At 70.1% G+C, this 24,796-nt stretch carries 26 protein-coding genes; 10 read left to right on the plus strand and 16 right to left on the minus strand.

The genetic code is table 11. The annotated features are described in order from the left end of the window. Positions 1–68: 68 nt before the first annotated feature. On the minus strand, positions 69–614 hold the full coding sequence (locus tag BLQ34_RS06155; protein WP_091782928.1) for a hypothetical protein: 546 nt from the start codon (positions 612–614) through the stop codon (positions 69–71). Positions 615–634: 20 nt separating this feature from the next. Further along, positions 635–1,651: a molybdopterin-dependent oxidoreductase gene (locus BLQ34_RS06160; RefSeq protein ID WP_091782930.1), complete on the minus strand. Its 1,017-nt coding sequence runs from the start codon at positions 1,649–1,651 to the stop codon at positions 635–637. Between the two features lie 253 nt (positions 1,652–1,904). On the opposite strand from BLQ34_RS06160, the gene BLQ34_RS06165 reads away from it, so the two are divergent. The 4 genes from BLQ34_RS06165 to BLQ34_RS06180 all read left to right on the plus strand — a co-directional run bounded on the left by BLQ34_RS06165 (position 1,905) and on the right by BLQ34_RS06180 (position 7,004). Further along, positions 1,905–2,414 carry a hypothetical protein gene (locus tag BLQ34_RS06165; protein ID WP_091782933.1) on the plus strand — a complete coding sequence of 170 codons (510 nt, stop codon included), beginning with the start codon at positions 1,905–1,907 and terminating at the stop codon, positions 2,412–2,414. Positions 2,415–3,161: 747 nt separating this feature from the next. After that, positions 3,162–3,980 (plus strand): hypothetical protein, encoded by an 819-nt coding sequence (locus BLQ34_RS06170; RefSeq protein ID WP_091782936.1) that lies wholly within the window; start codon positions 3,162–3,164, stop codon positions 3,978–3,980. A gap of 116 nt (positions 3,981–4,096) precedes the next feature. Beyond that, positions 4,097–4,930: a hypothetical protein gene (locus tag BLQ34_RS06175; protein WP_091782939.1), complete on the plus strand. Its 834-nt coding sequence runs from the start codon at positions 4,097–4,099 to the stop codon at positions 4,928–4,930. Positions 4,931–5,096: 166 nt separating this feature from the next. Then, entirely contained in the window at positions 5,097–7,004 is a 1,908-nt protein-coding gene (locus tag BLQ34_RS06180; RefSeq protein ID WP_091782942.1) for an AAA family ATPase, read from the plus strand. A 124-nt stretch (positions 7,005–7,128) separates the two neighbouring features. On the opposite strand, the gene BLQ34_RS06185 is transcribed toward BLQ34_RS06180, so the two are convergent. Both BLQ34_RS06185 and BLQ34_RS06190 read right to left on the minus strand, forming a co-directional pair. Continuing rightward, positions 7,129–8,910: an ABC transporter ATP-binding protein gene (locus tag BLQ34_RS06185; protein WP_157692921.1), complete on the minus strand. Its 1,782-nt coding sequence runs from the start codon at positions 8,908–8,910 to the stop codon at positions 7,129–7,131. Further along, positions 8,907–10,745, minus strand: coding sequence for an ABC transporter ATP-binding protein (locus BLQ34_RS06190; protein ID WP_231961473.1), 1,839 nt, complete (start codon positions 10,743–10,745; stop codon positions 8,907–8,909). The genes BLQ34_RS06185 and BLQ34_RS06190 overlap by 4 nt, the downstream gene beginning before the upstream one ends. 61 nt (positions 10,746–10,806) lie before the next feature. Here BLQ34_RS06190 and BLQ34_RS06195 point away from each other — a divergent pair, with 61 nt between their 5' ends. Together BLQ34_RS06195 and BLQ34_RS06200 are read left to right on the plus strand one after the other, a co-directional pair. Continuing rightward, positions 10,807–11,451 (plus strand): TIGR03085 family metal-binding protein, encoded by a 645-nt coding sequence (locus BLQ34_RS06195; protein WP_091782947.1) that lies wholly within the window; start codon positions 10,807–10,809, stop codon positions 11,449–11,451. Between the two features lie 41 nt (positions 11,452–11,492). Next, positions 11,493–11,792, plus strand: coding sequence for a DUF1905 domain-containing protein (locus tag BLQ34_RS06200; protein ID WP_091782950.1), 300 nt, complete (start codon positions 11,493–11,495; stop codon positions 11,790–11,792). A gap of 29 nt (positions 11,793–11,821) precedes the next feature. Here BLQ34_RS06200 and hisF read toward each other — a convergent pair whose 3' ends face one another. Beyond that, the gene (gene hisF / locus BLQ34_RS06205) at positions 11,822–12,595 is read right to left on the minus strand and encodes an imidazole glycerol phosphate synthase subunit HisF (protein ID WP_091782953.1); all 774 of its coding nucleotides are present in this window, start codon (positions 12,593–12,595) and stop codon (positions 11,822–11,824) included. A gap of 31 nt (positions 12,596–12,626) precedes the next feature. On the opposite strand from hisF, the gene BLQ34_RS06210 reads away from it, so the two are divergent. Genes BLQ34_RS06210 through BLQ34_RS06225 form a run of 4 tightly spaced genes read left to right on the plus strand, consistent with a single transcriptional unit; the run spans position 12,627 to position 16,145 of the window. After that, the gene (locus BLQ34_RS06210; protein ID WP_091782956.1) at positions 12,627–13,193 is read left to right on the plus strand and encodes a nucleoside/nucleotide kinase family protein; all 567 of its coding nucleotides are present in this window, start codon (positions 12,627–12,629) and stop codon (positions 13,191–13,193) included. A 36-nt stretch (positions 13,194–13,229) separates the two neighbouring features. Beyond that, positions 13,230–13,805, plus strand: a complete 576-nt coding sequence (locus BLQ34_RS06215; RefSeq protein ID WP_091782959.1) for a DUF5655 domain-containing protein — start codon at positions 13,230–13,232, stop codon at positions 13,803–13,805. A gap of 1 nt (position 13,806) precedes the next feature. After that, positions 13,807–14,925 (plus strand): FUSC family protein, encoded by a 1,119-nt coding sequence (locus BLQ34_RS06220; protein WP_091782962.1) that lies wholly within the window; start codon positions 13,807–13,809, stop codon positions 14,923–14,925. 23 nt (positions 14,926–14,948) lie between these two features. Next, positions 14,949–16,145, plus strand: a complete 1,197-nt coding sequence (locus BLQ34_RS06225) for an MFS transporter (protein WP_231961474.1) — start codon at positions 14,949–14,951, stop codon at positions 16,143–16,145. A gap of 221 nt (positions 16,146–16,366) precedes the next feature. Here the strand turns inward: BLQ34_RS06225 and BLQ34_RS06230 are convergent, their stop codons facing one another. From BLQ34_RS06230 to ribD, 11 genes are all read right to left on the minus strand, one after another. Then, positions 16,367–17,107, minus strand: coding sequence for a cutinase family protein (locus tag BLQ34_RS06230; protein WP_091782967.1), 741 nt, complete (start codon positions 17,105–17,107; stop codon positions 16,367–16,369). A 121-nt stretch (positions 17,108–17,228) separates the two neighbouring features. Continuing rightward, positions 17,229–17,903 (minus strand): response regulator transcription factor, encoded by a 675-nt coding sequence (locus BLQ34_RS06235; RefSeq protein ID WP_091782970.1) that lies wholly within the window; start codon positions 17,901–17,903, stop codon positions 17,229–17,231. After that, on the minus strand, positions 17,900–19,051 hold the full coding sequence (locus BLQ34_RS06240) for a sensor histidine kinase (protein ID WP_091782973.1): 1,152 nt from the start codon (positions 19,049–19,051) through the stop codon (positions 17,900–17,902). The genes BLQ34_RS06235 and BLQ34_RS06240 overlap by 4 nt, the downstream gene beginning before the upstream one ends. Then, entirely contained in the window at positions 19,048–19,569 is a 522-nt protein-coding gene (locus BLQ34_RS06245) for a PH domain-containing protein (protein WP_091789396.1), read from the minus strand. Before BLQ34_RS06245 ends, BLQ34_RS06240 begins: the two co-directional genes overlap by 4 nt. Before the next feature lie 2 nt (positions 19,570–19,571). Continuing rightward, on the minus strand, positions 19,572–20,417 hold the full coding sequence (hisG, locus tag BLQ34_RS06250) for an ATP phosphoribosyltransferase (RefSeq protein WP_091782976.1): 846 nt from the start codon (positions 20,415–20,417) through the stop codon (positions 19,572–19,574). A gap of 35 nt (positions 20,418–20,452) precedes the next feature. Beyond that, the gene (locus tag BLQ34_RS06255; RefSeq protein WP_091782979.1) at positions 20,453–20,716 is read right to left on the minus strand and encodes a phosphoribosyl-ATP diphosphatase; all 264 of its coding nucleotides are present in this window, start codon (positions 20,714–20,716) and stop codon (positions 20,453–20,455) included. After that, entirely contained in the window at positions 20,713–21,198 is a 486-nt protein-coding gene (ribH, locus tag BLQ34_RS06260) for a 6,7-dimethyl-8-ribityllumazine synthase (RefSeq protein WP_091782983.1), read from the minus strand. The genes BLQ34_RS06255 and ribH overlap by 4 nt, the downstream gene beginning before the upstream one ends. Next, on the minus strand, positions 21,195–22,421 hold the full coding sequence (gene ribB / locus BLQ34_RS06265) for a 3,4-dihydroxy-2-butanone-4-phosphate synthase (protein ID WP_091782986.1): 1,227 nt from the start codon (positions 22,419–22,421) through the stop codon (positions 21,195–21,197). The genes ribH and ribB overlap by 4 nt, the downstream gene beginning before the upstream one ends. Then, the gene (locus tag BLQ34_RS06270) at positions 22,418–23,134 is read right to left on the minus strand and encodes a nicotinamide mononucleotide transporter family protein (protein ID WP_091782990.1); all 717 of its coding nucleotides are present in this window, start codon (positions 23,132–23,134) and stop codon (positions 22,418–22,420) included. The genes ribB and BLQ34_RS06270 overlap by 4 nt, the downstream gene beginning before the upstream one ends. Then, a complete protein-coding gene (locus BLQ34_RS06275; protein ID WP_091782993.1) occupies positions 23,131–23,748 on the minus strand; it encodes a riboflavin synthase in 618 nt (205 codons plus the stop codon). The genes BLQ34_RS06270 and BLQ34_RS06275 overlap by 4 nt, the downstream gene beginning before the upstream one ends. Beyond that, positions 23,748–24,770: a bifunctional diaminohydroxyphosphoribosylaminopyrimidine deaminase/5-amino-6-(5-phosphoribosylamino)uracil reductase RibD gene (gene ribD / locus BLQ34_RS06280; RefSeq protein WP_269457323.1), complete on the minus strand. Its 1,023-nt coding sequence runs from the start codon at positions 24,768–24,770 to the stop codon at positions 23,748–23,750. Before ribD ends, BLQ34_RS06275 begins: the two co-directional genes overlap by 1 nt. Positions 24,771–24,796: the final 26 nt, after the last annotated feature.

Here is a 24,796-nt window from a genome sequence, read left to right on the forward strand (position 1 = left end):
TTCGGTCGTGTCCCCATGGCTGAGGGTCCCATCCCATGGCGCCCACGCGCCATACCCCTGAGCCCTGCTCAGGATCCGGTGGCGCCCGGCGCACTGCCGGTGTCTGGGGGCCCGTATGACCGGCGCGCGGTGGCGTCCACCCGGACCGACCCACGCGTGGTGCGCGACAACCGCGCCAGGAGGAGCGATTCGGGGGCCTCCTCCCCCGCTGCCGTCAGCGACAGCGCCGGTTGCTCCACCCACCGGGTGTGCTCCGTCGTGTCGTGGGAGTGGGGTGAGGAGACCACGACCGGCGCCTCCGGGAGCTCCTGCCAGGTGATGACGAGGTCTCGCAGCCATGGTTCGGCTGGGTCCCGGTGTCGCCTGCGCTCCAAGCGAAGCGTCAGCGGTTGGGTCACGACGATCTCGCGGCCGCACGGGTCGATCGCCAGGCCCGGTTCGACGCGGACGGTCCCCCGGCCGACGGTGACCTCCAGACCGGAGACGACCCCGAAGCCGTGCAGGCGGTTGTGGAGATGGCGCATCTGCTGGTGGTACTGCTGCTCGACCTCGAGGTCGTCGGCGCTCAGCAGCATGCCGTGGAAGAAGTGCACGCGACGCGGTTGCTCGACCATGCTGCAGTATCCACGCTCGCTCACCGCAACGGCAGGGGTGGCTGGACCCACCAGGGGCGCTCGTCATGGCTGATCCGCACGACCCACTTGACCCAGTGGTACCCGCGTCGACCGGGGACGACCAGACGGGCAGGCGCCCCGTGCGCTCGGAAGATCCCGGTGCCTCCGACCGCGGTGGCCAGCAACAGCTGGTCGGTCAGCGGCAGTCGCCGGGAGTATCCCGTCGCGCTCGTCACCTCGACGGTTCCGGTGCTGCCGGGTGGCAGCAGCCGGCTCAGTCGGACGCCGACCCACTCCTGCTCGGTCCACCACCCACCCGTGCAGTCCAGGACGGCCACCTGCCGGTCCCGCCACTGGTCGAGCTCGGCCAGTGACCAGTCCCGCGACGAGCCGCCGGTCGTCACGGTCAACCGCCAGGACGACGGTTCCAGCTCCGGCGCCTGGTCGAAGAACCACGAGGTGGCTGGGATCGCGGCGACCGCGGAGTCAGTGAGCTGGAACGACCCGGTCGCTCGTCGTATGCCGCGTCGGGCCTTCAGGGCGCCGGACGCCTGGACGCCCGCCGTCAGCACGGTCGCGACGGAGGCGAGGCCGGCCAGGCGGACGAACGAGCGGCGCGACAGGTCGGCGCGGCGTGGACGAACTCGGCGTTGTCGGGCGTGCGCCACCGTGAGGACCACGGCAAGGACGCCGCCGCCCACGTGCAGCTGCATTGTGGTGAGCGGCGCCTCGTCGAACAGCAGGCCGACGACGTGGACGACTCCCGTGAGCAAGGCCAGGACCACGGTGAAACCCAGCAGGGCTGACGTGCACACCCCGGCTCGTCGCTCATGCCGGGGCCCCATCGAGCGATGGAGTGCTCTGCGCACGACCATCGACTTCCACGGCACCAGGACGACCACCAAGAGGGCCACCACACCGTGGAGGATCGCCACCGGCCACACCGGCCCACTGCCCAGCACGAACATCAGGAACCCCGTCGCGGCCGACAGCGGGACCACGACAAGGAGGAGCAGGTTGGCCTGCCGACCCCTCATCGGCGTCGCCGCAGAGCCTTCGCACGACCTGCGCAGTCGCGGGCGCCATGAACGTCGGCCAAGAGTTCCACCCCGCCATCGTGCACCCGCCCCCTGTGCTGGGAGGTTCGACCTGTCCGCCGCGCAGCGGTGAGACGCATCTTTCGGATGGCGGCACGAGAGTGAATCACGGGCGCGACCGTCCACGGGCGGCTTGTGTTGAGGGGCGCGATAAGCGGTCGAGACAAACGACGAGGGCGGCTACGTTGGCGGCATGCAGGTGAGGTTCGAGCGCACGGGGCAGCGTCGGTATGCCGTAGCCGTGCTCCGCAGCCAGCATGGTGACCTGCGCATGGACCCGGCACCCGGCTACTCCGACTTGATTCCCCATGACCTCGTGCACTGGGTGGCTGAGGAGGAGTTTGGCCTGCGGGACGGGATCTTCGGCCAGCTCGCTGCGGGCGGCAACGCTGGGACTTTCGTTCCAACCCAGGAGCTACGCACGAAGGCCTGGGCTCGGCAGGTCGAGCGGCGCAACAGGTCCACTGGAACCGAGATGGGGCGATCTGAGGCCCTCGCTGCCCAGGTCTACCCGCGCTGGCTGCGGCACAGCGGCCTCATGCCTGGGAGTCACTATGTGCACCAGGACCCTCCCCGGACCGACCTCAGCGACACCGAGCTCGATCGAGCATTCGAGCGCCTGAACTCCCTGTCCGGCACCTGGCGTGGCGTCAGCGTCGGAAGGTCGATGACGGTCGAGTGGCCCTGGCCGGAGCGAGCCTGAGCAGACGCCTCGCGACGGTAACGCGAAGGGTCGTGGCGGAATGGTGGATTGTCGCGACCGGCCGAATGTCGGCATGTGAGTGAACATCCGACCGCCGCCCGGCTCGCGGCGGAAAGACTCGGGCTAAAGGCTCGGGGCGCGCTCGTTGGTCACTCCAGCGGTATCGGCAGGCCCCGTGTAATCCCGTCAACCAGCTCGAGCAGCGACTTCGCACCGCCTGCCACGAGGCGCTCCAGTTCGCCACGCGCTGGGTCCAGCCCGTCAGCCGCCAGCCCCCCACCAAGCTCTTCGCCATTTCGCCACCGAGCAAGTTCCGGACCGACGCCTAGGCACCGAGCAAGTATCGCCAAGCGCTCGGAAGCGTCAGCCAGTTCCTGTAATGCCATGCTCCACTCAGCGTCACCCATATCGGCAGGCTAGGGGTTTTGATCGCGAGAACGAGACTGCTGCTGTCTTGGCCACACGCGGCGGAAAGACGCACCGATCGCGGCAATTGGGCGCGTTCGGAGCTTCGTTCCCCGGTCGCGCCCAGCTCGAACATCGGCCGATCGCCGCCCTTGAGACCGAGTCCCACGGTGCCCGTCGAACGCAAGGGCGAATCCTCCCATCGAACGCAGTGCGCAGATTGAAGCCTCTGGCGATCAACCTCACAGCTAAGACCATTAGCTGGCGACCTACCGATGCGCTGAGAATATTGTCCACGGTCGTGAAGCCGAAGTGCTGGGCGTATCCCCCTAGCATGCGGCAGTGGCCGACGACCTACTGACAGAGATGTTCGACGCCGAGCCGGAGATTCGTGCATGGCAGGAGCGCATCCGTTCCTTCGGCGTCGCGACACCCGGAAGCGCCTTGGCGCGCGACGATGAAACCTGGGAGTCGTCGGCACCATTAGCCACCGCTTTGGCCAAACTCGGGTCCTCGGCAGAGCACCTGCTGGCCGCCCTCGCCGTTGTGAAAGAAATGCATCCTCTGGCGCCGTACACACTGCTGCGAACCGCATTCCTGTCAGCCAGCCACGCCGTGTGGATCCTTGCACCGCCAGAAGGAGAGATCAGACAGGCACGGGCTCTCTACGTGGGGCAGCAGTTCAATGCGAACTACCAGACGTACCTTGCGGTGGCCAACAAGGCTGAACAGATCATCACCCGACCAGCCGCCATCGTTCTGGGCCACCTCAAGATTCGTGAGCTTGGAGCGCGGATGGTCGCCGCCACTCTCCCGGGCACCGGGGGACGTGGCGACACCGACGTAATCCGCCTGGCGGCGAAGTCGGTGGCGGATTCAGCTCTGCAGCTGGAGTCCGTGGCCGGTCAACCACTGACGGCGGATCACTGGGTTGATCAGGCGGAGGCTCAATGGCGCATGATGAGCGGCGACACGCACTCACTTCCCTGGAGCGCCTTGGCCCGCAGGCGTGCAGGATCCTCAGAACCCATGGGGGTGGGCCGGCTGCACTCATTCGACGTCCACCTCGACGAGCGGGCTGTCGCAGAGTCCTTCCATGTAAGCCTGATGACCGCGAGGCATGCCTGGCGACTCCTTGACGAACTCAACGCCGAGCCCTAGATCAGTTCTGGTTAGGACTTCGAGAGACACTCCTGCTTGGACCGCCTCCCGCTCAGAGGATAGTGCCCGCATCTCAGCCGCCTTCACTGTCGCACCGAGCCCCTATCGTCAGGGATATGGCCGAGCCCGACCTCACCGCAGAGGCTCACACGATGCTTCAATCCTGGTTTGCATTCATAGACGCGATGCAGGCTCAGCAGGAAAGTGCACACCGCCTATGGCCCGTTGAGCCTGGCTCTTCAATTGCTCTAGATGACGATCTGACGTCCCCGCTGCAGGTGGGGCATCAGGTGCAGCGCCTGATTCACGTGGCGAGTGACCATCTCACCGCTATCCGACGCCTACTCGGTGGGGAGCCCGCCGCTTCCCAGCCTTCCCAAGGAGTCGTGAGTGTGTATGCCGACTACACCCTTGTCCGCGGTGCCCTTGAGGCGGCCATGCTGGGGCACTGGATACTGCTGCCGAGCGATCGCATTGAACGAGTGCGCCGCTGCCTAACTCTCATGAGCCAGGACTTCTTTGACGAATACAAGGCCGCGGAGCGACTGAGCATGCACGAACTGGGTGGACCGCAAGTTCTCGCAGAGGCGAAGCGTCGCCACGATCGAGGCAAGGCAGCGATCGAGCGGGTCGCGGCCCAGGCCGGCATCTATGGACCCATCCCACGCCTCAGGATCGAGCAAGCGCTGAGCGAGGTGGATGCCGCCACGGCGAGGCAGCTTCTTCTTATGTGGAAGATCGCCTCTGGCATGACGCACGGCCGCCTCTGGGCGGGCCTGACCATGAGCACGGTGACAGAAATGGCCGACCATGGGGACGACACCGTAACCATCCGGACCGAGGGAAATCTGCTTCGCGTAACCGTCGCGGTGGGAGATGCTGTCTCAGCGCTGAAAGCGCTACTTCGCCTCTTCGAGCTAAGGCGAACAGTGCCGGCGTGCAGCGGCTAGTTCCTCAACTTCGCCCTCTCATGGCGCCGAGAACGCTTGGCTCGCAAGTCAACGGAGCCAACAGAGGAGGTTGCGACCACATCCTGCTTCGAGGTTGGCTGGGAGACTTCCCAAACTGGCACCATCATCGACGTTAGGGTGTGCGGGTCGCGACAGAGGGGGAAACATGCGGGTCAGCCGAGTCGAATTTGAGGGTTTCCGGCGGCTGGCGCGCACCGGAACCAATGTAGACGGGTCGCTGACAGCATTCGTCGGCTTCAACGAGGCGGGTAAAACCTCACTGCTCAAGGCCCTAGCTTGGTTCACGAACGGCGGCGAACTCGATCCCGTCGATTTCAATCGGAGCCGCCCCCCAAGCGACGAGCAGACACCTGTGGTGAAGGTGTTCTTCGAGCTCGACGAGTCAGATCTGGCCACCCTCGCAAGCATTCCCATGGATAACGCTCCGAAGACCCTCGTTCTTCACAAGAAATTCGACGGCAACCGCATCAGGAGCTTACGGCCCAGCCCAACCAGGCCGGCGAAGCCATTCAGAGATGCCAGCGACCGTCTCGCTAGAGCTGTTGAGCGTCTCGCTCGCCAATTTGACGAGGCAGCAGACGATGAAGGTGATGATCCGAGTCAATGGGCAGCTACCGTGGCCGATGCCCTGACGCGGCCGGATGCTGAGTGGTCGACCGAGGATGGCGATGCCCTCGTACAACTTACAGACTGGCTCGAAACGATCCCGCCTGGGCGCAAGACGCCACGCGACTCAAAACTCGCTGCAGTCCTAGAAGAGGTTCGCGGACTCGTGACAGAGGACCACCCGACTGAGTCGGTCTGGATGGCCCTCGCGAGGCGCGAGCCAGATTTCGTTCTCTTCCAGGAGGCCGATCGGCTGCTGGAGACTTCATACGAGATCGGTCCCGACCATCGCGCAGCCATCCACCCGGCCGTGCTCCGACTTCTGACACTTGCCGGCATTGACCCTGACGAAATGTGGAACTACGTCCAAAGCAGCGACTCAACAAGGCGGGAGACCCTGCTCGAACGCGGCAACGATCGCCTTCGCGAGATCTTCGACCAAGCTTGGAATCAGAGCAAAGTGACAGTTCGCTTCAACGTGAACGGCAGTCGACTCGAGGTGCTCATCAAGGAGTTGAGTGGCGACGGCGACGTCACAAACATCAGTGAACGGTCCGACGGGCTGAAGACCTTCGTCGCACTTGTGGCGTTCCTCGAGTCCGGCGACTATGCAGTGCCGCCGGTACTGCTAATCGACGAGGCTGAGACCCACCTTCACTATGATGCCCAAGCCGACCTCGTTAGCGTTTTACTCAAGAGCGTAGATACCACTCAAGTATTTTATACGACGCACTCGCCTGGCTGCCTGCCAAGTGATCTCGGCACCGGAATTCGTGTCATCGCCCGCGAGGCTGGCCACGCGGACGCGAGCGTCATTAAAAACAACTTCTGGGAAGGCGAGGGCCCAGGTTTCTCACCCCTACTGTTTGCTATGGGCGCCGGAGCGGCTGCCTTCTCGGTGTGCCGAAACGCTGTGCTCGCGGAGGGGGCAGCGGACATGGTCCTTCTGCCCACCCTGATTCGTCAGGCTACCGGTGAGAGCGATCTCGACTATCAAGTGGCACCCGGGCTGGCCAATGCGCATGGCTCCGGCATTCGCGTCGAAGAGGTCGCGGCGAGGGTCGTATATCTGACGGACGGCGATGCCGGCGGTACGCACCACGAGTCCGCCCTAAAGGAGGTGGGGGTTGACGCGCGGCGCATCTTCCGGCTGCCCAACGGGCACGCCAGTGAGGACCTCATTCACCGTGACGACTACATCTCTGTCGTCAACGACTTCCTTGAGAAGATGGGGCATGTGAAGAGATTCGCTGTCGCGGACGTGCCGCCCGAGACGCCAATTTCGAAGGCTTTTGCCGATTGGGCGAAACGGAACAAACTGCAGATTCCCAGCAAGGTCGAGATCGCGTATGCCTTGTTGGCAAGGCCTGGTCGCCGACTCGCAGTGGACGGTAGGAAGGCATTGATTTCGCTGCACAAGAAGTTTGTTGCGGCGTTCGACGCGTAGCGGTCCAGTGCCTTGGGCACGATCATCCCAAATCCCCTGGGCGCTTCGGCCATGGCAAACACCACAACGAAGCCGGTGCCCTCGTGGGCCGGTCTTTGTGTCCGGCTCGCGGCGGTAAGGCGGGTCAGCCGCGTTGCTGGGCGGCCCAGGAGGCGTGCAAGGCGGCATACACACCGTCCTGGCGGACGAGGTCGCGGTGCGGACCACGCTCGACGATGCGACCCCGGTCCACGACGACCACCTCGTCGGCGGCCTCGGCCGTCGAGAGTCGGTGCGCGATAGCGATGGAGGTGCGTCCCCGCGTCAGGCCCTCGAGCGCCCGCTGGAGGCGGACCTCGGTCGACGGGTCCACCGCGGAGGTCGCCTCGTCGAGGACGAGCAGGTCGGGGTCGGCGAGGTAGGCACGGGCCAGTGCCACGAGCTGCCGCTCCCCCGCTGACAGCGACTCGCCGCGTTGGCCCACCTCGGTCGCGAGACCCTGCGGGAGCCCGTCCAGCCAGGCGTCGAGGCCGAGCTCGGTGATGGCCAGCCGCACGTCCTCGTCGGTGGCCCCCGGCCGGCCGAACCGGACGTTCTCGCGCAGGGTCGCGTCGAAGAGGAAGCCCTCCTGGGGCACCAGCACGACCCGCTCGCGTAGCGAGGAGAAGCGCACGTCGCGCAGGTCGACCCCGTCGATGCGCACGGTGCCCTCGGTCGGGTCCATCAGCCGCGTGAGCAGCTTGGCGAGGGTGGACTTGCCCGACCCGGTCTCGCCCACGATCGCCACCCGTGACCGCGGCGCGATCGACAGGTCGACGTCGTGCAGCACGGTGTCACCACCGGGGTAGGCGAACGACACCGCGTCGAAGTCCACCGTGATCGGGCCTCGCGGCAGCACCTGCCCTGCGTCACCGGGGTCGGCCACGTCGGCCGGGGTGTCGATGACGCCGATCACCCGACGCCAGCCGGCCACGGCGTTCTGGAGCTCGTTGAGGATCTCGGTCGCCTGCTGCACCGGCTGGGTGAACAGGTTGACCAGGAAGAGGAACGCGAGCAGCTTGCCCAGCGTGAGGTGCCCACCGGCCGCCTGCACCGTGCCCACGACGAGGACGACCGCGAGGGTCAGTCCCGCGACCAGCTGGCCGGACGAGAACGCCACCACCGAGCGCACCTGCGCGCGGATGGAGGCGGCCTGGTGGGCCTCGATGGCTGCGTCGATGCGGGTGGCGGTGCGGTCCTCCACGCCGTAGGCGCGGATCGTGGCGGCGCCGACGACGGACTCCGAAACGGCAGCCAGCAGGTCGCCGACCCGCTCGCGGACGACCGTGTAGGCGCGTCCGACGATCTTCTGGAAGCGGCGGATGACGAACAGCAGCGGCACGAAGCAGAGCCAGACCACCCCGGTGAGGAGCGGGCTGTAGAAGAGCATCAACCCCGTGGCCACGGCGATCTGTCCGAGGCTCAGCACGAGGATGATGCCGCCGAACTGGACGAACTGGCTGATCGTGTCGACGTCGGAGGTGACCCGGCTGACCATGGAGCCCCGCCGCTCGGTGTTCTGGGTCAGCATCGACAGGTCGTGGATGTGTCGGAACGCCTTGAGCCGCAACGACGCCAGCCCGGCCTCGGACGACCGGAAGAGTCGCACGTTGACGGCATACGCACTCGCAGCGGTGATCGCCACGGCGATCAGGGCGAGGAGCACGTAGCGGGTCACCAGGCCGGGGTCGGGCCCGTCCTTGCCGAGCAGTCCGTGGTCGGTCGTCTGCTGGACCACGAACGGCACCACGATGCGCCCGACCGTCGTGACGGCGGCCAGGCCGAGGGTGACCCAGAGGCCGCGGCGCAGCTCCGGCGAGAGGTCGAGACCGCGCTTGAGCGTCGCGACCGTGCCCAGGGACGACGTGGCGTCGATGGAGGTGCTCACGCGTCCACCTCCTCGTCCGCCGCGAGGGCGGCTCGCTCGGCCGCCTCCCGGGCATAGGCCGTGACGAGCCGCTGGTAGCCGGTGCAGCGACGCTCCAGCTCCGCGTGCGTGCCGTGGTCGACGACACGACCCCCTTCGACGTAGACGATCTGGTCGGCCAGCGTGATGGTCGACATCCGGTAGGCGACGACCAGGACCGAGGTGCCGGCGCTGGAGGCCCGCAGCCCCGCGAGGATCGCCTGCTCCACGGCCGGGTCGACAGCGCTGGTGGCGTCGTCGAGCACGAGCAGCTGGGGCTTGCGGATGACCGCACGGGCCAACGCGATCCGCTGGCGCTGGCCACCGGACAGCGAGGTGCCGCGCTCCCCCACCCGGGTCTCGATGCCGAGCGGCAGCTCGCGGACGAAGCCGGTCGCCTGCGCGACCTCGAGCGCCGCCCACACCTGCTCGTCGGAGTAGTCGCCACCGAGGGTGACATTGCCGGCCACCGTGTCGTCGAACATGAAGGTCTGCTGCGGCACGAGCGCTGCGACCGAGGACACACCGCCGCGAGCGACCTGGCGCAGGTCGAGTCCGTCGAGGGTGACGTGACCGCGGTCCGGGTCGACCAGGCGCAGGGTGAGGTTCGTGAGCGTGGTCTTGCCCGACCCGGTCGGTCCGACGAGCGCGACGGTGGTGCCGGGCTCGACCTCGAGGGACACCCCGTGGATGGCCTGGAAGGTCGACTCCTCACCGGCTTCGTCGACGATGTCGTAGGCGTAGTCGATCCGGTCGAGCCGGGCGTGCGAGGCCCCCCGGCGCTCGGGTTGCGACGACCCGAACTCGAGCTCGCCACGCGCCTTCAGCACCGCATCGACCCGGTCCCAGCCGACCACCGTGCGCGGCAGCTCCCCGAGCACCCACCCGAGCGCCCGCACCGGGAAGGCCAGCACCGAGATGAGGTAGGCGACCTGGACGACGGCGGCCGGTTCGAGGGCGCCGTTCGCGACCTGGTGGGCTCCGACGGCGAGGACGGCGAGGGTGCCCAGGGTCGGGATCGCCTCGATGACCGGGTCGAAGGTGCCGCGGGTGCGCCCCACCTCCACGTTGGCGGCCTGGAGCCGGCGGGTGACCTCCTCGAACCGGTCGGACTCCTGCTGCTCGCGGCCCATCGACTTCACGATCAGCGCGGCCTCGAAGCTCTCGTGCGCGACCTCGCTCACCTCGGCCCGCAGCTGCTGCGCGCGGGACACCCGCGGCGACATGGCGCGCTGGAACACCATGTTGGCGAGGAACAGCAACGGGAAGACGGTCAGCCCGATGATCGCCATCACGGGGTCGACGAGCACCATCTGGACGATGCCGGCGACCAGCATGATGACGACGCCGATGGCCATCGGCAGCGGGGCGAAGACGTTCCAGGTCGCCTCGACGTCGGCGTTGGCGTTGGAGAGGAGCTGGCCCGAGGGGTGCCGGTGGTGCCAGGACAGTGGGAGCCGGAGGTACTGCCGCGTCACCTCGCGCCGGAATCCGGCGGCGACGTTGTACATCGTGTAGCCCGCGGCGATCCGGCGGATCACGACCCCGACGACGTTGACCACGACCACGCCCGCGATCCACCCGAAGATGGTCCAGAGCTGGGCCGCTGTCGCGTGCCCAGCGGCGACGGCCGGCTGCACCTCCTCGCGGGTGACCTTGCCGATGGCCCAGGCCGTCAGCACGGTCATCACTCCGTAGAGCGCGCTCCCGGCCACGGCGAACGCGAACCACCGGGGCTGACGCCGCACCCCCACCCAGACGATCTGCAGGCTGCGCTTGAACGACGGCGTCGAACCTACTGACGCGTCGAGCGACACTGCTGACCTCCGTTGCTGGGTGGGAGACCCAACCCTCTCACGGGGCAGGCATGATGACGTCATGACCCACCTTGCCCGGATCGAGCGCGAATCCCTCTGCGACACCTTCGACCAGGTCGGCCCGGACGCCCCCACCCTGTGCTCCCCCTGGACCACCGCCGACCTGGCGGCACACCTCGTCATCCGGGAGCGGCGCCCGGACCTCGCGCCCGGGATCTGGCTGCCCCCGCTCGCGGGGCGGCTCGAGGAGAGCCAGGCCGACTACGCGGGCAAGCCGTGGCCGGAGCTGGTCGACCTGATCCGGTCCGGGCCCCCGGCGTGGTCGCCCGCGCAGCTCTCCTCCGTCGACGACGCCGTCAACTTCCTCGAGTTCTTCATCCACCACGAGGACGTCCTGCGCGGTGACGGCCAGGTGGGGCCACGCCGCGAGGTGCCCCTGCGCGAGCAGAAGGCGCTCTGGAAGACCCTGAAGCGACTGGGCAAGGTGTTCTTCCGCCGCAGCCCGGTGGGGGTCGTGCTGGAACGCACCGACGGCAAGGTCCTCACGGTCAAGGGTCCGACCGAGCTCGGCACCGTGACGGTGCGTGGCGACGCGACCGAGCTCGTGCTGGCGGCCTACGGCCGGCGTCGGGTGGCCGACCTCTCGGTCGCTGGCGACGACGCGGCGGTGCAGGCACTCTGGGAGGCACCCCTCGGCCTGTCGTGACCACCCGGCACACCGCGGAGCACCAAGGAGGCTGAGGCCACATGGGTGAGCAGGTCACCTTCACGGCACCGTTGTGGGAGTGGGGCGCCCGCGACTCGTGGTTCTTCGTGACGCTCGACGAGGAGGCCAGCGAGGTCGTCGCCGACCGGCCACCACCGGGCCGCGGCTTCGGGTCGGTGCGGGTCCGGGCGACGGTGGGCCGGACGACGTGGACCACCTCGGTCTTCCCGAGCGACAGCGAGAGCGGGCGCTTCGTCCTGCCCGTGAAGAAGGCGGTGCGGGTCGCCGAGTCGATCGACGAGGACGACCCGGTGACCGTGCTCCTCGAGGTGCTCGACTAGGCGCGGCGACGCGGTCCTCGCGGCGGGCGTCAGCGGACCGGTATGCCGTCCTGCCGCAACGCCTCCTTGACGTCACCGATGCTCAGCTCGCCGAAGTGGAAGACGCTCGCCGCCAACACGGCGTCGGCCCCGGCGCGCACTGCCGGCGCGAAGTGCTCCACCCGCCCGGCTCCCCCGCTCGCGATCAGCGGGATCCGGACCTCGCGGCGGACCAGCTCGATGAGCTCGACGTCGAAGCCTGCCTTGGTGCCGTCGGCGTCCATCGAGTTGAGCAGGATCTCGCCGGCACCCAGCTCGCCGGCGCGAGCGCACCACTCGACCGCGTCGAGTCCGGCCCCCTGGCGACCGCCGTGCGTGGTCACCTCGAAGTCGCCGGTCGGGCGGCGGGAGTCGTCGAGCCGGCGGCGCACGTCGGCGGACAGCACCAGCACCTGTGACCCGAACCGGTCGGCCACCTCGGCGATCAGCTCGGGCCGGGCGATCGCCGCGGTGTTGACCCCGACCTTGTCGGCCCCGGCGCGCAACAGCCGGTCGACGTCGTCGACGGTGCGCACCCCTCCGCCGACGGTGAGCGGGATGAACACCTGCTCCGCGGTCTGGCGCACGATCTCGTAGGTGGTCTCGCGGTTGCCGCTGCTGGCGGTCACGTCGAGGAAGGTGAGCTCGTCAGCGCCCTGCTCGCCGTACACCCGGGCCAGCTCGACCGGGTCGCCCGCGTCGCGCAGGTCGACGAAGTTCACGCCCTTGACCACCCGGCCCGCGTCGACGTCGAGGCAGGGGATCACGCGAGTCGCAACAGGCACGCCGGGAGCCTATCGATCTAGTCTGGAACGCATGCGCGTCGACCAGAGGGCGGATGCGGTCGCGACCATCGTCGCGCTCGTCGACGCCAGCCAGCCTCTCTGCGGCACGACGCACCTGGTCTGCATCGACGGTCCGAGCGGCGCAGGCAAGACCACCCTGGCCCACGACGTGGCCGCCGACCTGGCCGCTCCGACGGTGCACATGGACGACCTCTACCCCGGCTGGGACGGCCTGCGCGCCGGCACCCACCGTGCGCAGGAGTGGCTGGTCGGACCGCTCATGGAGGGGCTGCCGGCGCGCTACCGGCGCTGGGACTGGGCTGCCCACGAGTACGCCGAGTGGGTGCAGCTGCCCGCGTCGGAGGTCGTGGTGCTCGAAGGCTGCGGGGCCGGGGCGCTGCCCGCCGGCAAGGCTGCCTCGGTGCTGGTCTGGGTGGAGGCCGAGGAGTCGGTCCGTCGGGCCCGCGGCCTGGCCCGCGACCCGGGCTACGCACCGTTCTGGGACGGGTGGGCGGCCCAGGAGCGCCGCCTCTACGAGGCGGACCGCACGTGGGAGCGCGCCGACCTCTTCCTCGACACCACGACCGACCGCCGCTGAGCCCCGGGGTCTCCTGATGGCCGCCATAATCGGGCCATGGAACCCGCCGACATGATGGCCGCCGTCACCGACTCGATGCGCGAGCGGACCGGGCGGACCCTCGAGGAGTGGGTGGCCCTGGTCCAGGAGTCCGGCCTCGACCCGGTCGACCAGAAGGCCGTGCGCACCTGGCTGCGCGACGTCCACGGGGTGCCGCAGAACTCGCAGTGGGCCGTCGCCGACGCCGCGGCGACCGCGGCTGGCTGGGAGCGTCCCGACCCCGACGGCTACACCGACACCCTGTATGCCGGGTCGAAGGCCCACCTGCGCCCGATCCACGATGCGGTCGTCACCCTGGCCGAGGGGCTCGGCGAGGACGCCCACCGCGAGGGCCGGGGCACCTACATCCCCGTGGTGCGGCGCACCCAGTTCGTCGCGGTGGCCCCGGGTCCGCGCGAGACCGTCCGGGTCGGCTTCCGGTTCCGCGGAGAGGTGCCCGACGACGAACGCCTCTCCCCCGCCAAGGGATTCGCCCAGGCGAGCCACTGGCTGCACCTGTCCGCGGACGCCGACGAGGACGACCTGCGCTCGATCGGGCCGCTGCTCGAGGCCGCCTACTCCCAGAACGGCTGAGATGTCCACCGTCGACCTGGCCCGCGCGGCTCGGCGCTCCCGCCGCGAGGCCAGGGCGCGCACCGACCGGCTGGTGAGCCGGATGTTCTTCATCGTCCAGTGCGGCCTCGGGGCCGCCACGGCCTGGTGGGTGGCCAGCGACCTGCTGCACCACAGCCGGCCCTTCTTCGCCCCGGTCACGGCGATGATCTCGCTCGGCATGTCGTTCGGGCAGCGCCTGCGACGGGTCACCGAGGTGATGATCGGCGTCGCCGTCGGGGTCTTCGTCGGTGACGTCTTCGTGCACGTCTTCGGTTCGGGCTTCTGGCAGATCATCGTGGTCGTGGTGCTCTCGATGAGTGTGGCGGCGCTGCTCGGTGCCGGCATGCTGCTCATCACCCAGGCCGGGGTGCAGTCCGTCATCGTCACCACGCTGGTGGCCGGTTCCGGCCAGGCCTTCACACGCTGGCTCGACGCCGTGGTGGGTGGCTGCGTGGCCCTCGCCTTCACGACGATCGCACCAGCCGGCCCGCTGCGCCGCCCCCGTCAACAGGCCTCGCTGGTCGTCCACGAGATCGGCGAGGTGCTCGCCGACACGGCCCGCGCGCTGCGTGACCGCGACTCCGACCTCGCCTCCGCCACGCTCACCCGCGCCCGCGACACCGAGTCGATGCTCGACGAGGCACGCTCCCTGTCGGCCGAGGGGATCGCGGTGGTGCGGCTCTCACCGTTCCGTCGCCGCCACCTTCCCGGCGTGCAGGCCATCGCCGACCTGCTCGAGCCGCTGGACCGCGCCATCCGCAACCTGCGGGTGCTGGTGCGCCGCGCCGCGATCGCGACCTGGCGCGAGGAGGCGGTGCCCACGGCATACCTGCGCCTGGTCGACGCGCTGGCCGAGACCTGCGAGGACATCGCCCGCGAGCTCGGCCAGCGACGGCTGCCCACCAACGCGCGGGTGGGCCTGCAGCGCATCGGTGAGGCGAGCGCCGTGCTCGACCCGTCCGCTGGACTGTCCGGCGAGGTGATGCGAGCCCAGATCCGATCGATGGTGGTCGACCTGCTGATGCTGACGGGGATGCCGCTGGACGAGGCGCGCGAGATGGTGCCCGAGTCGATGACCACCGGCCCGCAGGACGACTGAGGCGGGCTGCGAGACTGGCCGCGATGTCCTCTCGCCGCCACCCCCACCTCCCCCCTGTCTGGCTGATGGCCCTGGCGCTCGTCGCCGTCGCCGCCAACCTGCGCACCGCGATGGCCAGCGTGCCCCCGCTGACCGAGACCATCGCCGACGACCTCGGCCTGTCCAACACCGCGCTGGGCGCACTGACCACCCTGCCAGTGCTGTGCATGGGCCTCTTCGCCCCGACGGCGCAGCGGATCGCGGCCCGGCTCGGCGCCGCGGCCGCGGTCGAGCTGGCGATCGTCTGCGTGGCGATCGGGCTCGGCCTGCGCCTGGCGGGTGGCGCCACCTGGCCGTTGTATGCCGGGACGTTCGTCGCCGGGGTGGGCATCGCGATCGGGGGCACCTTGCTCCCCGGTCTGGTGAAGGAGCTGTTCCCGCCGGCGCGGGCCGGTCTGGTCACCGGGCTCTACATGCTGGCGATGATGGGCGGCGCCGGTGCCTCCTCGGCGCTCTCGGTGCCCCTGCAGGGCTGGCTGGGGTCGTGGCAGGCCTCGCTCGCCTCGTGGTCCCTGCTCGCGGTCGTGGGGGTGCTGGCGTGGGTGCCGGTCCTCACCGGCCACGCGCGCCACCGGGCGGCCAACCCGGCGGCGGTGGCCCCGACCCGGCTCCCCTGGCGCCAGTCGACGGCCTGGCTGGTCGCCGGCTACCTGGCCGTCCAGTCGGTCGAGTTCTACTCGACCCTCGCCTGGCTCGCCCCGTCCTACACGGCGCGCGGCTGGGACCCGACGCACGCGGGATACCTGCTGTCGGTCTTCACCGCCGCCCAGCTGGTCTCGGGCCTGCTCGCCCCTGCCCTCACCGACCGGATCCACGACCGACGCGTGCTCCTGGTCTCCGCAGCGGTGCTGGGGCTGCTCGGCCAGGCCGGTCTCTGGCTCCTCCCGGAGGGGGCGCCGTGGGTGTGGGCCACCGTCCTCGGGCTCGGCCAGGGCGCGTCGTTCGCGCTCGGGCTCGTGCTGATCGTCGACTACGCAGGCTCCCCCTCCGCCAGCGCCCGCCTCGCCGGCATGGCGTTCCTGTTCAGCTACACCATCGCGTCGTTCGGCCCGGCCACGATGGGCGCGATCCGTGACCTCACCGGTGGCTTCACCGCCGTCTGGGGCACCCTGACGGTGCTGATGCTGGGGCAGGTGCTCTTCTCGGCGCTGATGCGTCCCGGCCTGCACAAGGTCGACTGAACCGGGTCCACTGAACCGGGTCGACTGAACGGGGTCGACTGAACCGGGTCGGCTCGACCGCGTCGACCGCGCCGGGTCACCTGCTCACTCGCCCGACCGGAAGGGCGGGGGTGGTCAGCGTCCCCTTGCTCGGGACCACCCCCGCCCTCCGGCGGCATGTGCGTCGTCCTACCCCGGTTCGGTGGTGCTGACCGGGTTCCTTCGGTATGCCGCGGTGCGGCTCAGGCGCGGTCGGCGACGTGCCGTCCGATGAGGTAGGCGCCGGAGTAGCCGGCGATGGGTGAGTACGTCGAGCTGGTGTAGGTCAGGTGCTCCTTGGCGCCGCCCACGGCGGCCCCGGCGAGGTAGCCGGTGGACTGTGCGGTCGAGTAGGACGCGCACACCTGGTCCTTCTTGTTGCAGACGTTGTAGACGAAGACCCCGGTCGGCCAGGACGCGCGTCGACCCCACATGCCGCCGTGCACGCGGTCGGCGGTCTTGCTGGACCCGAACGTCGGGTTGAGCATCGGGTCGCCGATCAGCCCGACGCCCTGGATCCGAGCCCGCTGCGTCGAGGTCAGCCCGACGACCACGTCTCCGACGATGTGCGCGCCCTGCGAGTAGCCGAACAGTGCCACCTTCGTCTTCGGGCAGCCCGACAGGTAGCTGTTGAGCTTGGTGCGGAGGGCGGCCCGTCCCTCGGACATCGAGACCGCGTAGTTGAAGGTCGCCTGGTAGGGCACGTAGTCCTTGGTGACGTTGGCCGACCCCTTGCGGGCGGCGAAGGCGCTCACCGCGGTCGGCAGCTGGGTGCCGCTGCTGGCCCTGGCTCCGTCGTTGGTGCCGCGCACCGCGATGGCCGTGTAGGCGCGACACGTCACGGCGCTGGCGCTCGTCGCGGTGGCCGCGATCACGCCGGTGACGACGACCGCGGTGGTGGTGGCCCCGACGACTGCGCGGCGGATGGCACGGGTGAACTTCATGGTTGCTCCTCCCCTGGTCCACGCCGATGTGGACCGACGGGTCACAGCCTCCCGAGGACGCCGACTGCCTGGTACCCACGAAAACGGGGGGTGCTGCGGGCCGGGCAGGTGCCGGACGGGGTCAGTCCTCTTCGAGGAGGTCGCCCGGCCCGACACCGAAGGCGAGCTCGATGTCACCGGCACTCGTGTGCTGCAGGTAGTCCCGCAGCTTTGCGCAGGCGGCCTGGTAGTGCTCGCGGGCCACGCCCTCGGTGATGTAGAGCTCCGCGGCGATGTCACCCCAGTGCCGCCCCCTGGCCCGGGCCGAGATCACCTGGCGCTGACGGGGGCTGAGCGCCAGCGCGGCCCCGCGTCGGTCGAGCAGCTCGGTGAGCCCCACCAACGACTGGGTCACCACGACCTGCCCGTCGCGGATGTCCTGCACCGCGCGCACCGCGACCTCCGGTGGGTCCGACTTGTGCACCACGCCGCTGGCGCCGGCGCGGAGGCACAGCGCGAGGACGAGCGCGCGTCGCTCGTCGGTGTAGAGGCAGACCCGGTGGCCGAGCGAGCGCAGGGCCCGGATGGCGGCACGACCCTGCTTGGTGGCGGTCGACTCGACCCCCTGCGGGCCACGCAGCAGCAGGTCCAGCACGACGACGTCGCAGTCCACACGGGCGGCCTCGAAGTCCTCCACGTTCGCGTACGTCGCCACGACGTCGAGCCCGGGGTGCACGGTGGCGAACCCGCCGCGGATCACGGTGCTGTCGTCGATCACGACGACGCTGGGCCTCGTGGCCGCCGGGTCGGCGCTCACGCGGACACCGGACCGACGATCGTGACGCTGGTGCCACGACCCGGGACGGAGCGGATCTGGGCCTCCACACCGAGCTCTCCGAGGGCCTGCCGCACCTGCGTGTGCAGCCCGAAGCCGAACGGCTCGCTCTCCTGGTCGAAGCCGATGCCGTCGTCGGACACCACGACCTCCCAGGTCGACCCGTCAGTGTCGGCGTGCACGACCACCTGGCGGGCGCTCGCGTGCATGCGGACGTTGTGCAGGATCGTGGCCACCGCCCTCGCCGCGGCCGTCCAGACGTCCTCGCGCAGGGCGACGTCGGCCCCCAGCTCGACCGCCGGCTCGAGCGGCAGGTCGTCGAACCCGTGCAGGGCGGTGGCGAGCATCGTGCCGACCGTCCGCCGGTCGTCGCCGGGGGCGTGCAGCGGCTGGTCGGTGAGGTAGTGCCGCAGCCTTTGCGCCTCGCGGTCGGCCTGGAGCCGCAGGCCGGGCAGGACCTCGGCCGGGGTGTCCTCGTCGGACAGCAGCCGCAGGATGCTGGTCGCATCGTGCACGGTCAGCTGGTAGCGCTCGAGCTCCAAGGCCCGTGTGGCGGCGACGGCGTCCTCGCGGGCCTGGTCGGCGTCGGCGGCCAGCGCCCGCAGGTAGTAGGCGAGCAGGGCGACCACCACGGCATACCCCGGGATCGTCAGCGCGTTGTTGAGGTTGGTCTCCCACGACGTCTCGTGGGCGAGGGCCAGCCAGGCGAACCCCCACGCCCCCAGCGCCAGGGACGCCACGATCGCCGCCCACGGGCGCAGCCAGGTGGCTGCCAGCGCCCCGACGTTGATCGCGTAGCCGGTGGCCCACGACTCCCACGTGCCGACGACGTGGCCCTCGGGCAGGAGGACGTTCATGGCCGGCAGTGCGACCCAGGCGAGCACGAGGTCGGGCGCGTGCCAGATGCCGCGACGCACCGAGCCGGTGGCCAGGCACTGCACGATCAGCACCACCGAGACCGCCAGGACGGCGGCCGTGAGCAGCGCGTATGCCGTCGGGTGCACTGCGCTTCGCACGCCCGAGCCGACGCTCACCACCACCTGCACGAGCACCACGCACCGCATGGCGGGCGAGACGAGGGCGATGCCCCGCTCGGCCCGGCGTGTGGAGGCCGTGGTGTCAGGGCTCAATCGAGGGTGACCTCGGGGTCGTCCGGACCGCCCGGTGCCTCGCCGAGCGCCTGGACGAGGGCAGCGAGCCGACCTGCCTCGGCGCGGCCGAAGTCGGCGTCGGCCTTCTGGATCGCCATCACGGCCAGCGTGTCGGTGTCGGCCAGGCCTAGGCTGACCCACGGGTCGCCACCGGAGAACCGCACTTCGAGCACCTCGGCCCAGTCGAGGGTGCGGGTCGTGAACAGGTTGCGGACGGTCAGCCCGTCGCGGCTCGGCACGGCTCGGATCGAGGCGAACCGCCACAGCAGGAGGGCGATCGCGACCCCGACGCCGGCGAAGAAGACCTTGTCGCCAGGGCGCCAGGTGCCTCCCTCGGCTGGGCCGGGCAGCAGCACGGCGATCACCGCGAAGAGCACCAGGGTCAGGGCGGCGAAGCCGTAGGCGACCTGTCGCCCGCGCCGTGGCCGGAAGACCGCGAAGGCGGACTGCTCGTCCGGGCGGTCGGCGCTCGCGGGGGTCCGGTCCGAGGGTGCCACCGTCACAACCGGCAGGCGGCGATGTCGGTCACCAGGATGGCCCGCGCGCCCAGGTCGTAGAGCTCGTCCATGATCGCGTTGGTCCGGGCTCGCGGCACCATTGCCCGCACGGCGGCCCAGTCCTTGTTCTGGAGGGCCGAGACGGTGGGCGACTCGAGCCCGGGGGTGATCGCACAGGCGGACTCGACGAGCCCGACCGGCACGTCGTAGTCGAGCATCACGTAGTGGCGTGCCGTGACGACGCCGGTGAGACGGCGGCGCAGGACCTCCACCGCGGCCGTCTCGTGCGACCCGTCACGACGGATCAGCACGGCTTCGCTGCGCAGGATCTCGGCCCCGAAGACCTCCAGGCCCTGCTGGCGCAGCGTCGTCCCCGTCTCCACGACGTCGGCGATGACGTCGGCCACGCCGAGGGTGATCGCGGTCTCGACCGCCCCGTCGAGCCGGACCACCTCGGCGCTCACGCCCTGCTCCGCGAGGTGCTTGCCGACCAGCCCCGGATAGCTGGTCGCGACCCGATGACCCGAGATCTCGGTGACGCTGGAGCAGGTGCCGGGCTTCGCGGCATACCGGAACGTGGACCCGCCGAAGCCGAGCGTCATCACCTCGATGGCGGCGGAGCCGGCGTCGAGCAGCAGGTCGCGGCCGGTGATGCCGCAGTCGACCGTGCCGGACCCGACGTAGACCGCGATGTCACGCGGTCGCAGGTAGAAGAACTCGACCTCGTTGTCGGTGTCGGTGAGCACGAGCTCCTTGCTGTCGCGGCGCGTGCGGTAGCCCGCCTCGCGCAGCATCTCGACGGCCGGCTCGGACAGGGATCCCTTGTTGGGGACGGCAATGCGCAACATGTGCGTGGCGGCTTCCTGGGTGGTGGGGCGTGAAGCTAGAGGTGGGCGTAGACGTCGTCGAGGGTCAGGTCGGACGCGACCATGAGGACCTGCAGGTGGTAGAGGAGCTGGCTGATCTCCTCGGCCGTGCGGTCCTTGCCCTCGTGCTCGGCGGCCATCCAGACCTCGGCCGCCTCCTCCACGATCTTCTTGCCGATGGCATGCACGCCGGCGTCCAGCGCGGCGACCGTGCCGGACCCCTCGGGTCGGCTCACGGCCTTCTCGGCCAGCTCGGCGTACAGGTCGTCGAAGGTCTTCACGCGCCAAGGGTACGGGGCGCGAGGTCGCCGAGGGTGACCGCGGTCGCCACCGCGGCCATGGCCGCCTCGTGCCCCTTGTCCTCACTGGACCCCGGCAGGCCGGCCCGGTCGAGGGCCTGGGCGTCGTCGTCGCACGTGAGCACCCCGAACCCGATCGGGCACCCGGTGCGCACGCTGACCTCCGTCAGCCCGTGCGTGACGCCTGAGCAGACGTAGTCGAAGTGCGGTGTGCCACCACGGATCACGACCCCCAGGGCGACGAGCGCGTCGTGGGCCGGGGCGAGCCTGGCGCAGGCGACGGTGAGCTCGACCGTGCCCGGCACGCGGACGACCGGCACGTCGACGACACCCGCCTCGGCGAGGGCCCGTTGGGCTCCGGCGACCAGCCCGTCCATGACCTCGGTGTGCCAGGACGCGGCCACGATCGCGACGCGCAGGCCGCTCCCGTCCGCCGAGACGGCCGGGGCTCCGTGACCGCTCACGCGCTGGCTCCCCGGTCGCTCGCGTCGACCACGAGGTGGTGTCCCATCCGGTCGCGCTTGGTGCGCAGGTAGTCGCGGTTGGCCGGGTTGGGGGCGATCGAGAGCCGCTCCACGGCCGTCACGGTGATGCCGTGCCGGGTGAGGGCCTCGACCTTGGCGGGGTTGTTGGTGAGCAGTCGCACGGACCGCACGCCGAGCGCCGAGAGGATCGCTGCTCCGGCGGCGTACTCCCGGTTGTCGACGGGCAGGTCGAGCTCGAGCTGCGCGTCGACCGTGTCCAGACCGGTGTCCTGCAAGGCGTAGGCCTGCAGCTTGGACACCAGCCCGACCCCGCGTCCCTCGTGGCCGCGCAGGTAGACGAGCACGCCGCCCTCAGCGGCGACCCGCTCCAGGGAGCGCTCGAGCTGGGGTCCGCAGTCGCAGCGCAGCGACCCGAAGGAGTCGCCGGTGAGGCACTCGGAGTGCAGCCGGACCAACGGGTTCGCCTCGGACGCTCCCCGTGGGCTGATCAGCGCGACGTGCTCGTCGCCGGTGAGCTTGTCGCGGAACCCGACCGTGCTGAACTCCCCGTGCCGGGTGGGCAGGGTGGTGCGCGCGAGGGCTTCGACACGGTCGTGCAGCTGGCGGTGGGCAACCAGCATCTCGATCGTGATGACCGGCACGTCGTGCACCGCACCGGTGGCGAGCACCTCGGGCAGGCGCATCATCGTGCCGTCGTCGTTGACCAGCTCGCCGATGGCGGCAGCCGGGGCGAGGCCCGCGAGGCGGCACAGGTCCACGGCCGCTTCGGTGTGGCCGGCCCGCTCCAGCACACCGCCGTCCTTGGCCCGCAACGGGATCACGTGCCCGGGTCGCACGAACGACTCCGGCGTGGACGAGGGGTCGGACAGCAGCCGGATCGTGTGCGCCCGGTCGGCTGCGCTGATCCCGGTGGTGACGCCCTCGGCGGCGTCGACGGTCACCGTGTAGGCGGTGCGCAGCGGGTCGCGGTTGTCGGCCACCATGAGCGGCAGGCCGAGTCGGTCGGCGGTGGCGGCCGTCACCGGCGCGCAGACGTAACCGCTGGAGTGCCGGATCGTCCAGGCCAGCCACTCGTCCGTGAGCGTCTGCGCGGCAAGGATGACGTCGCCCTCGTTCTCACGGTCCTCGCTGTCGGTGACCAGGACCGGACGGCCGGCGCGCAGAGCGGCGAGGGCGTCCTCGATCGTGGCCAGGCCGATCATGCGACCGCCTCCGTCAGCTCGCGCTCCGGGTCGCGCTCCGTGCGAGACGCCTTGAGCCAGACGAAGAACCCGTAGATGACCAGGGCGCCGTAGACCACGAACAGGATGGCGGTCGGGTAGTACTGCGAGTGCCACAGCAGCGGCACGCCCACCAGGTCGACGGCGATCCACGCGAGCCAGAAGTCGTTCCACCCACGAGCCATCGCGTAGGTCGCCACCATGGACCCGACGAAGATCCACGCGTCGCACCAGAAGTACCAGCGCGGCGCCGGCCAGCCGGCACCGATCACCGAGAACACCCACTGGAAGAGCACCACTCCCGCTGCCGCGGCCACGAGGTATGCGGTCCGCTCCCGGACCGTGGCCCAGCGCGGCGTGATCGCGGGGGCACCTGCGTCGCCACTCGCGAGCGCGCGTGCCTTGCGGTGCTCGTTCCAGCGCCACCAGCCGTAGACGCTGGTCAGGATGAAGAAGACCTGGCGGCCGGCCTGCCCGAACAGCGGCTGCTGCGCCTGCGCGTCGAAGGTGGCACCGATGAACACCGTGAAGAGCAGCACGTTGCCGACGATCCCGACCGGCCACGCCCACACGCGTCGGCGCAGACCACCGATCGCGGACGCGAACCCGAAGGCGTTGCCGACGATCTCGCGCCAGGTGATGGGGTGCCCGGCGATCGTCAGGTGCGCTTCGTAGAGGCGGCTGAACAGGTTCATGCGTGGATCTCCTTGGTGGTGAGCAGGCGTTCGACGTACTTGGCGAGGACATCGACCTCGAGGTTGACCCGGTCACCGACTCCCTTGTGCCCCAGGGTCGTCAGGGCGAGGGTCGTCGGGATGAGCGAGACGCTGAAGGTGGGACGGTCGTCGGTCGGGGTGGTGACGGCCGAGACGGTGAGGCTGACGCCGTCGACGGTGATGGACCCCTTCTCCACGACGTAGCGCGCCAGGCCTGGGGGCAGGCTGAGCTCCACCACCTCCCAGCGGTCGCCGGGGGTGCGACCCAGGATCTCGGCGGTGCCGTCGACGTGGCCCTGCACGATGTGACCACCGAACCGGCTGCTGGCCGCCATCGCGCGTTCGAGGTTGACCCGGTCCCCGGCCACAAGGCCGCCGAGGCTGCTGCGGTCGAGGGTCTCGGCCATCACGTCGACGGTGAACTGGTCGTCGCCGTGCTCCACGACGGTCAGGCAGACGCCGTTGACCGCGATCGAGGCGCCGTGGACGGCGTCCGAGGTGACGAGCGGGCCGTGCACCGTGAGGCGGGCCGAGTCCTCGCCCGGGTCGAGCGCGATGACGGTGCCGAGCTCCTCGACGATTCCGGTGAACATCAGATCTCCCTGAGGGCGGCGGTGATCCGCACGTCGTGGCCGATGAGGGTGATGTCGGTGGGCTCCAGCCGCAGGGCATGGTCCATGGTCGTGATGCCCAGGTCGCTCACCGAGGGGCGCCCGCGGCCGAGCAGGACCGGGGCGACGTAGGCGATGATCTCGTCGACGAGGCCGGCCGCCATGAGGGCGGCGGCGACGGTGGGGCCGCCTTCCAGCCAGACGTGGTGCACGCCGGCCTCGGCCAGCGCTGCCAGGACGTCCTTCGGGTCGCGGGTCCGCACGTGCCAGGTGGGGGCCGCGTCGTCGAGGACCCGGGCCGTGTCCGGCAGGTCGCGCTCCCCCATCACCACACGGATCGGCTGGTCCGGGTAGAGCGTGCCGTCTGGCCTGCGCGCCGTGAGCTGGGGGTCGTCGCTCAGGGCCGTGCCGGTGCCGACGAGGATGGCGCCGCAGCGGGCACGCTGCTCGTGCACGTCGGCGCGGGCCTCCTCGCCGGTGATCCACTGGCTGGTGCCGTCGGCGGCTGCACTGCGACCGTCGAGCGTGGTGGCCAGCTTCCAGGTCACCCACGGTCGACCGGTGGTGACGAGGTGGGTCCAGGTCGGGTTGAGGGCGAGCGCCTCCTCCGCGAGCACGCCGGCCTCGACCTGGACACCCTTGCGCCGCAGCCAGGCCGCCCCGCCTGCCGCGACCGGGTTCGGGTCGGTCTGGGCGTAGACCACGCGGCGCACCCCCGCGGCATACAAGGCCTTGGCGCACGAGGGCGTGCGCCCGACGTGGTTGCACGGTTCGAGGGTGACGTAGGCGGTCGTCCCGGCCGCGCGCTCGCCCGCGGCCTCGAGGGCCTCCGCCTCCGCATGGGGCGTGCCGGCACCGTGGTGCCAGCCCGCGGCGACGACCTCACCCTCGGGGTCGACCAGCACGCAGCCGACCCGCGGGTTCGCGTCGGCCTCGGGACCGTGCGCAGCCAGCGCGAGGGCACGGCGCATCATCGCCGTGTCGTCGGTGGTTGCCGCTGTCACTGTCCTGCCCTCGCTCGAGACCGATG

The sequence above is a fragment of the Pedococcus dokdonensis genome (assembly GCF_900104525.1).
Lineage (GTDB): Bacteria > Actinomycetota > Actinomycetes > Actinomycetales > Dermatophilaceae > Pedococcus > Pedococcus dokdonensis.

What these genes read in the sequence shown, in the direction of transcription:
- ribB (WP_091782986.1), bottom strand. Translation starts at nt 22,421, where the DNA reads ATGATCGGCCTGGCCACGATCGAGGACGCCCTCGCCGCTCTGCGCGCC.
- BLQ34_RS06165 (WP_091782933.1), top strand. Translation starts at nt 1,905, where the DNA reads ATGCAGGTGAGGTTCGAGCGCACGGGGCAGCGTCGGTATGCCGTAGCC.
- BLQ34_RS06215 (WP_091782959.1), top strand. Translation starts at nt 13,230, where the DNA reads ATGGAACCCGCCGACATGATGGCCGCCGTCACCGACTCGATGCGCGAG.
- BLQ34_RS06200 (WP_091782950.1), top strand. Translation starts at nt 11,493, where the DNA reads ATGGGTGAGCAGGTCACCTTCACGGCACCGTTGTGGGAGTGGGGCGCC.
- BLQ34_RS06275 (WP_091782993.1), bottom strand. Translation starts at nt 23,748, where the DNA reads ATGTTCACCGGAATCGTCGAGGAGCTCGGCACCGTCATCGCGCTCGAC.
- BLQ34_RS06210 (WP_091782956.1), top strand. Translation starts at nt 12,627, where the DNA reads ATGCGCGTCGACCAGAGGGCGGATGCGGTCGCGACCATCGTCGCGCTC.
- hisG (WP_091782976.1), bottom strand. Translation starts at nt 20,417, where the DNA reads ATGTTGCGCATTGCCGTCCCCAACAAGGGATCCCTGTCCGAGCCGGCC.
- BLQ34_RS06195 (WP_091782947.1), top strand. Translation starts at nt 10,807, where the DNA reads ATGACCCACCTTGCCCGGATCGAGCGCGAATCCCTCTGCGACACCTTC.
- BLQ34_RS06155 (WP_091782928.1), bottom strand. Translation starts at nt 614, where the DNA reads ATGGTCGAGCAACCGCGTCGCGTGCACTTCTTCCACGGCATGCTGCTG.
- BLQ34_RS06180 (WP_091782942.1), top strand. Translation starts at nt 5,097, where the DNA reads ATGCGGGTCAGCCGAGTCGAATTTGAGGGTTTCCGGCGGCTGGCGCGC.
- BLQ34_RS06270 (WP_091782990.1), bottom strand. Translation starts at nt 23,134, where the DNA reads ATGAACCTGTTCAGCCGCCTCTACGAAGCGCACCTGACGATCGCCGGG.
- BLQ34_RS06225 (WP_231961474.1), top strand. Translation starts at nt 14,949, where the DNA reads ATGTCCTCTCGCCGCCACCCCCACCTCCCCCCTGTCTGGCTGATGGCC.
- BLQ34_RS06230 (WP_091782967.1), bottom strand. Translation starts at nt 17,107, where the DNA reads ATGAAGTTCACCCGTGCCATCCGCCGCGCAGTCGTCGGGGCCACCACC.
- BLQ34_RS06175 (WP_091782939.1), top strand. Translation starts at nt 4,097, where the DNA reads ATGGCCGAGCCCGACCTCACCGCAGAGGCTCACACGATGCTTCAATCC.
- BLQ34_RS06220 (WP_091782962.1), top strand. Translation starts at nt 13,807, where the DNA reads ATGTCCACCGTCGACCTGGCCCGCGCGGCTCGGCGCTCCCGCCGCGAG.
- BLQ34_RS06160 (WP_091782930.1), bottom strand. Translation starts at nt 1,651, where the DNA reads ATGAGGGGTCGGCAGGCCAACCTGCTCCTCCTTGTCGTGGTCCCGCTG.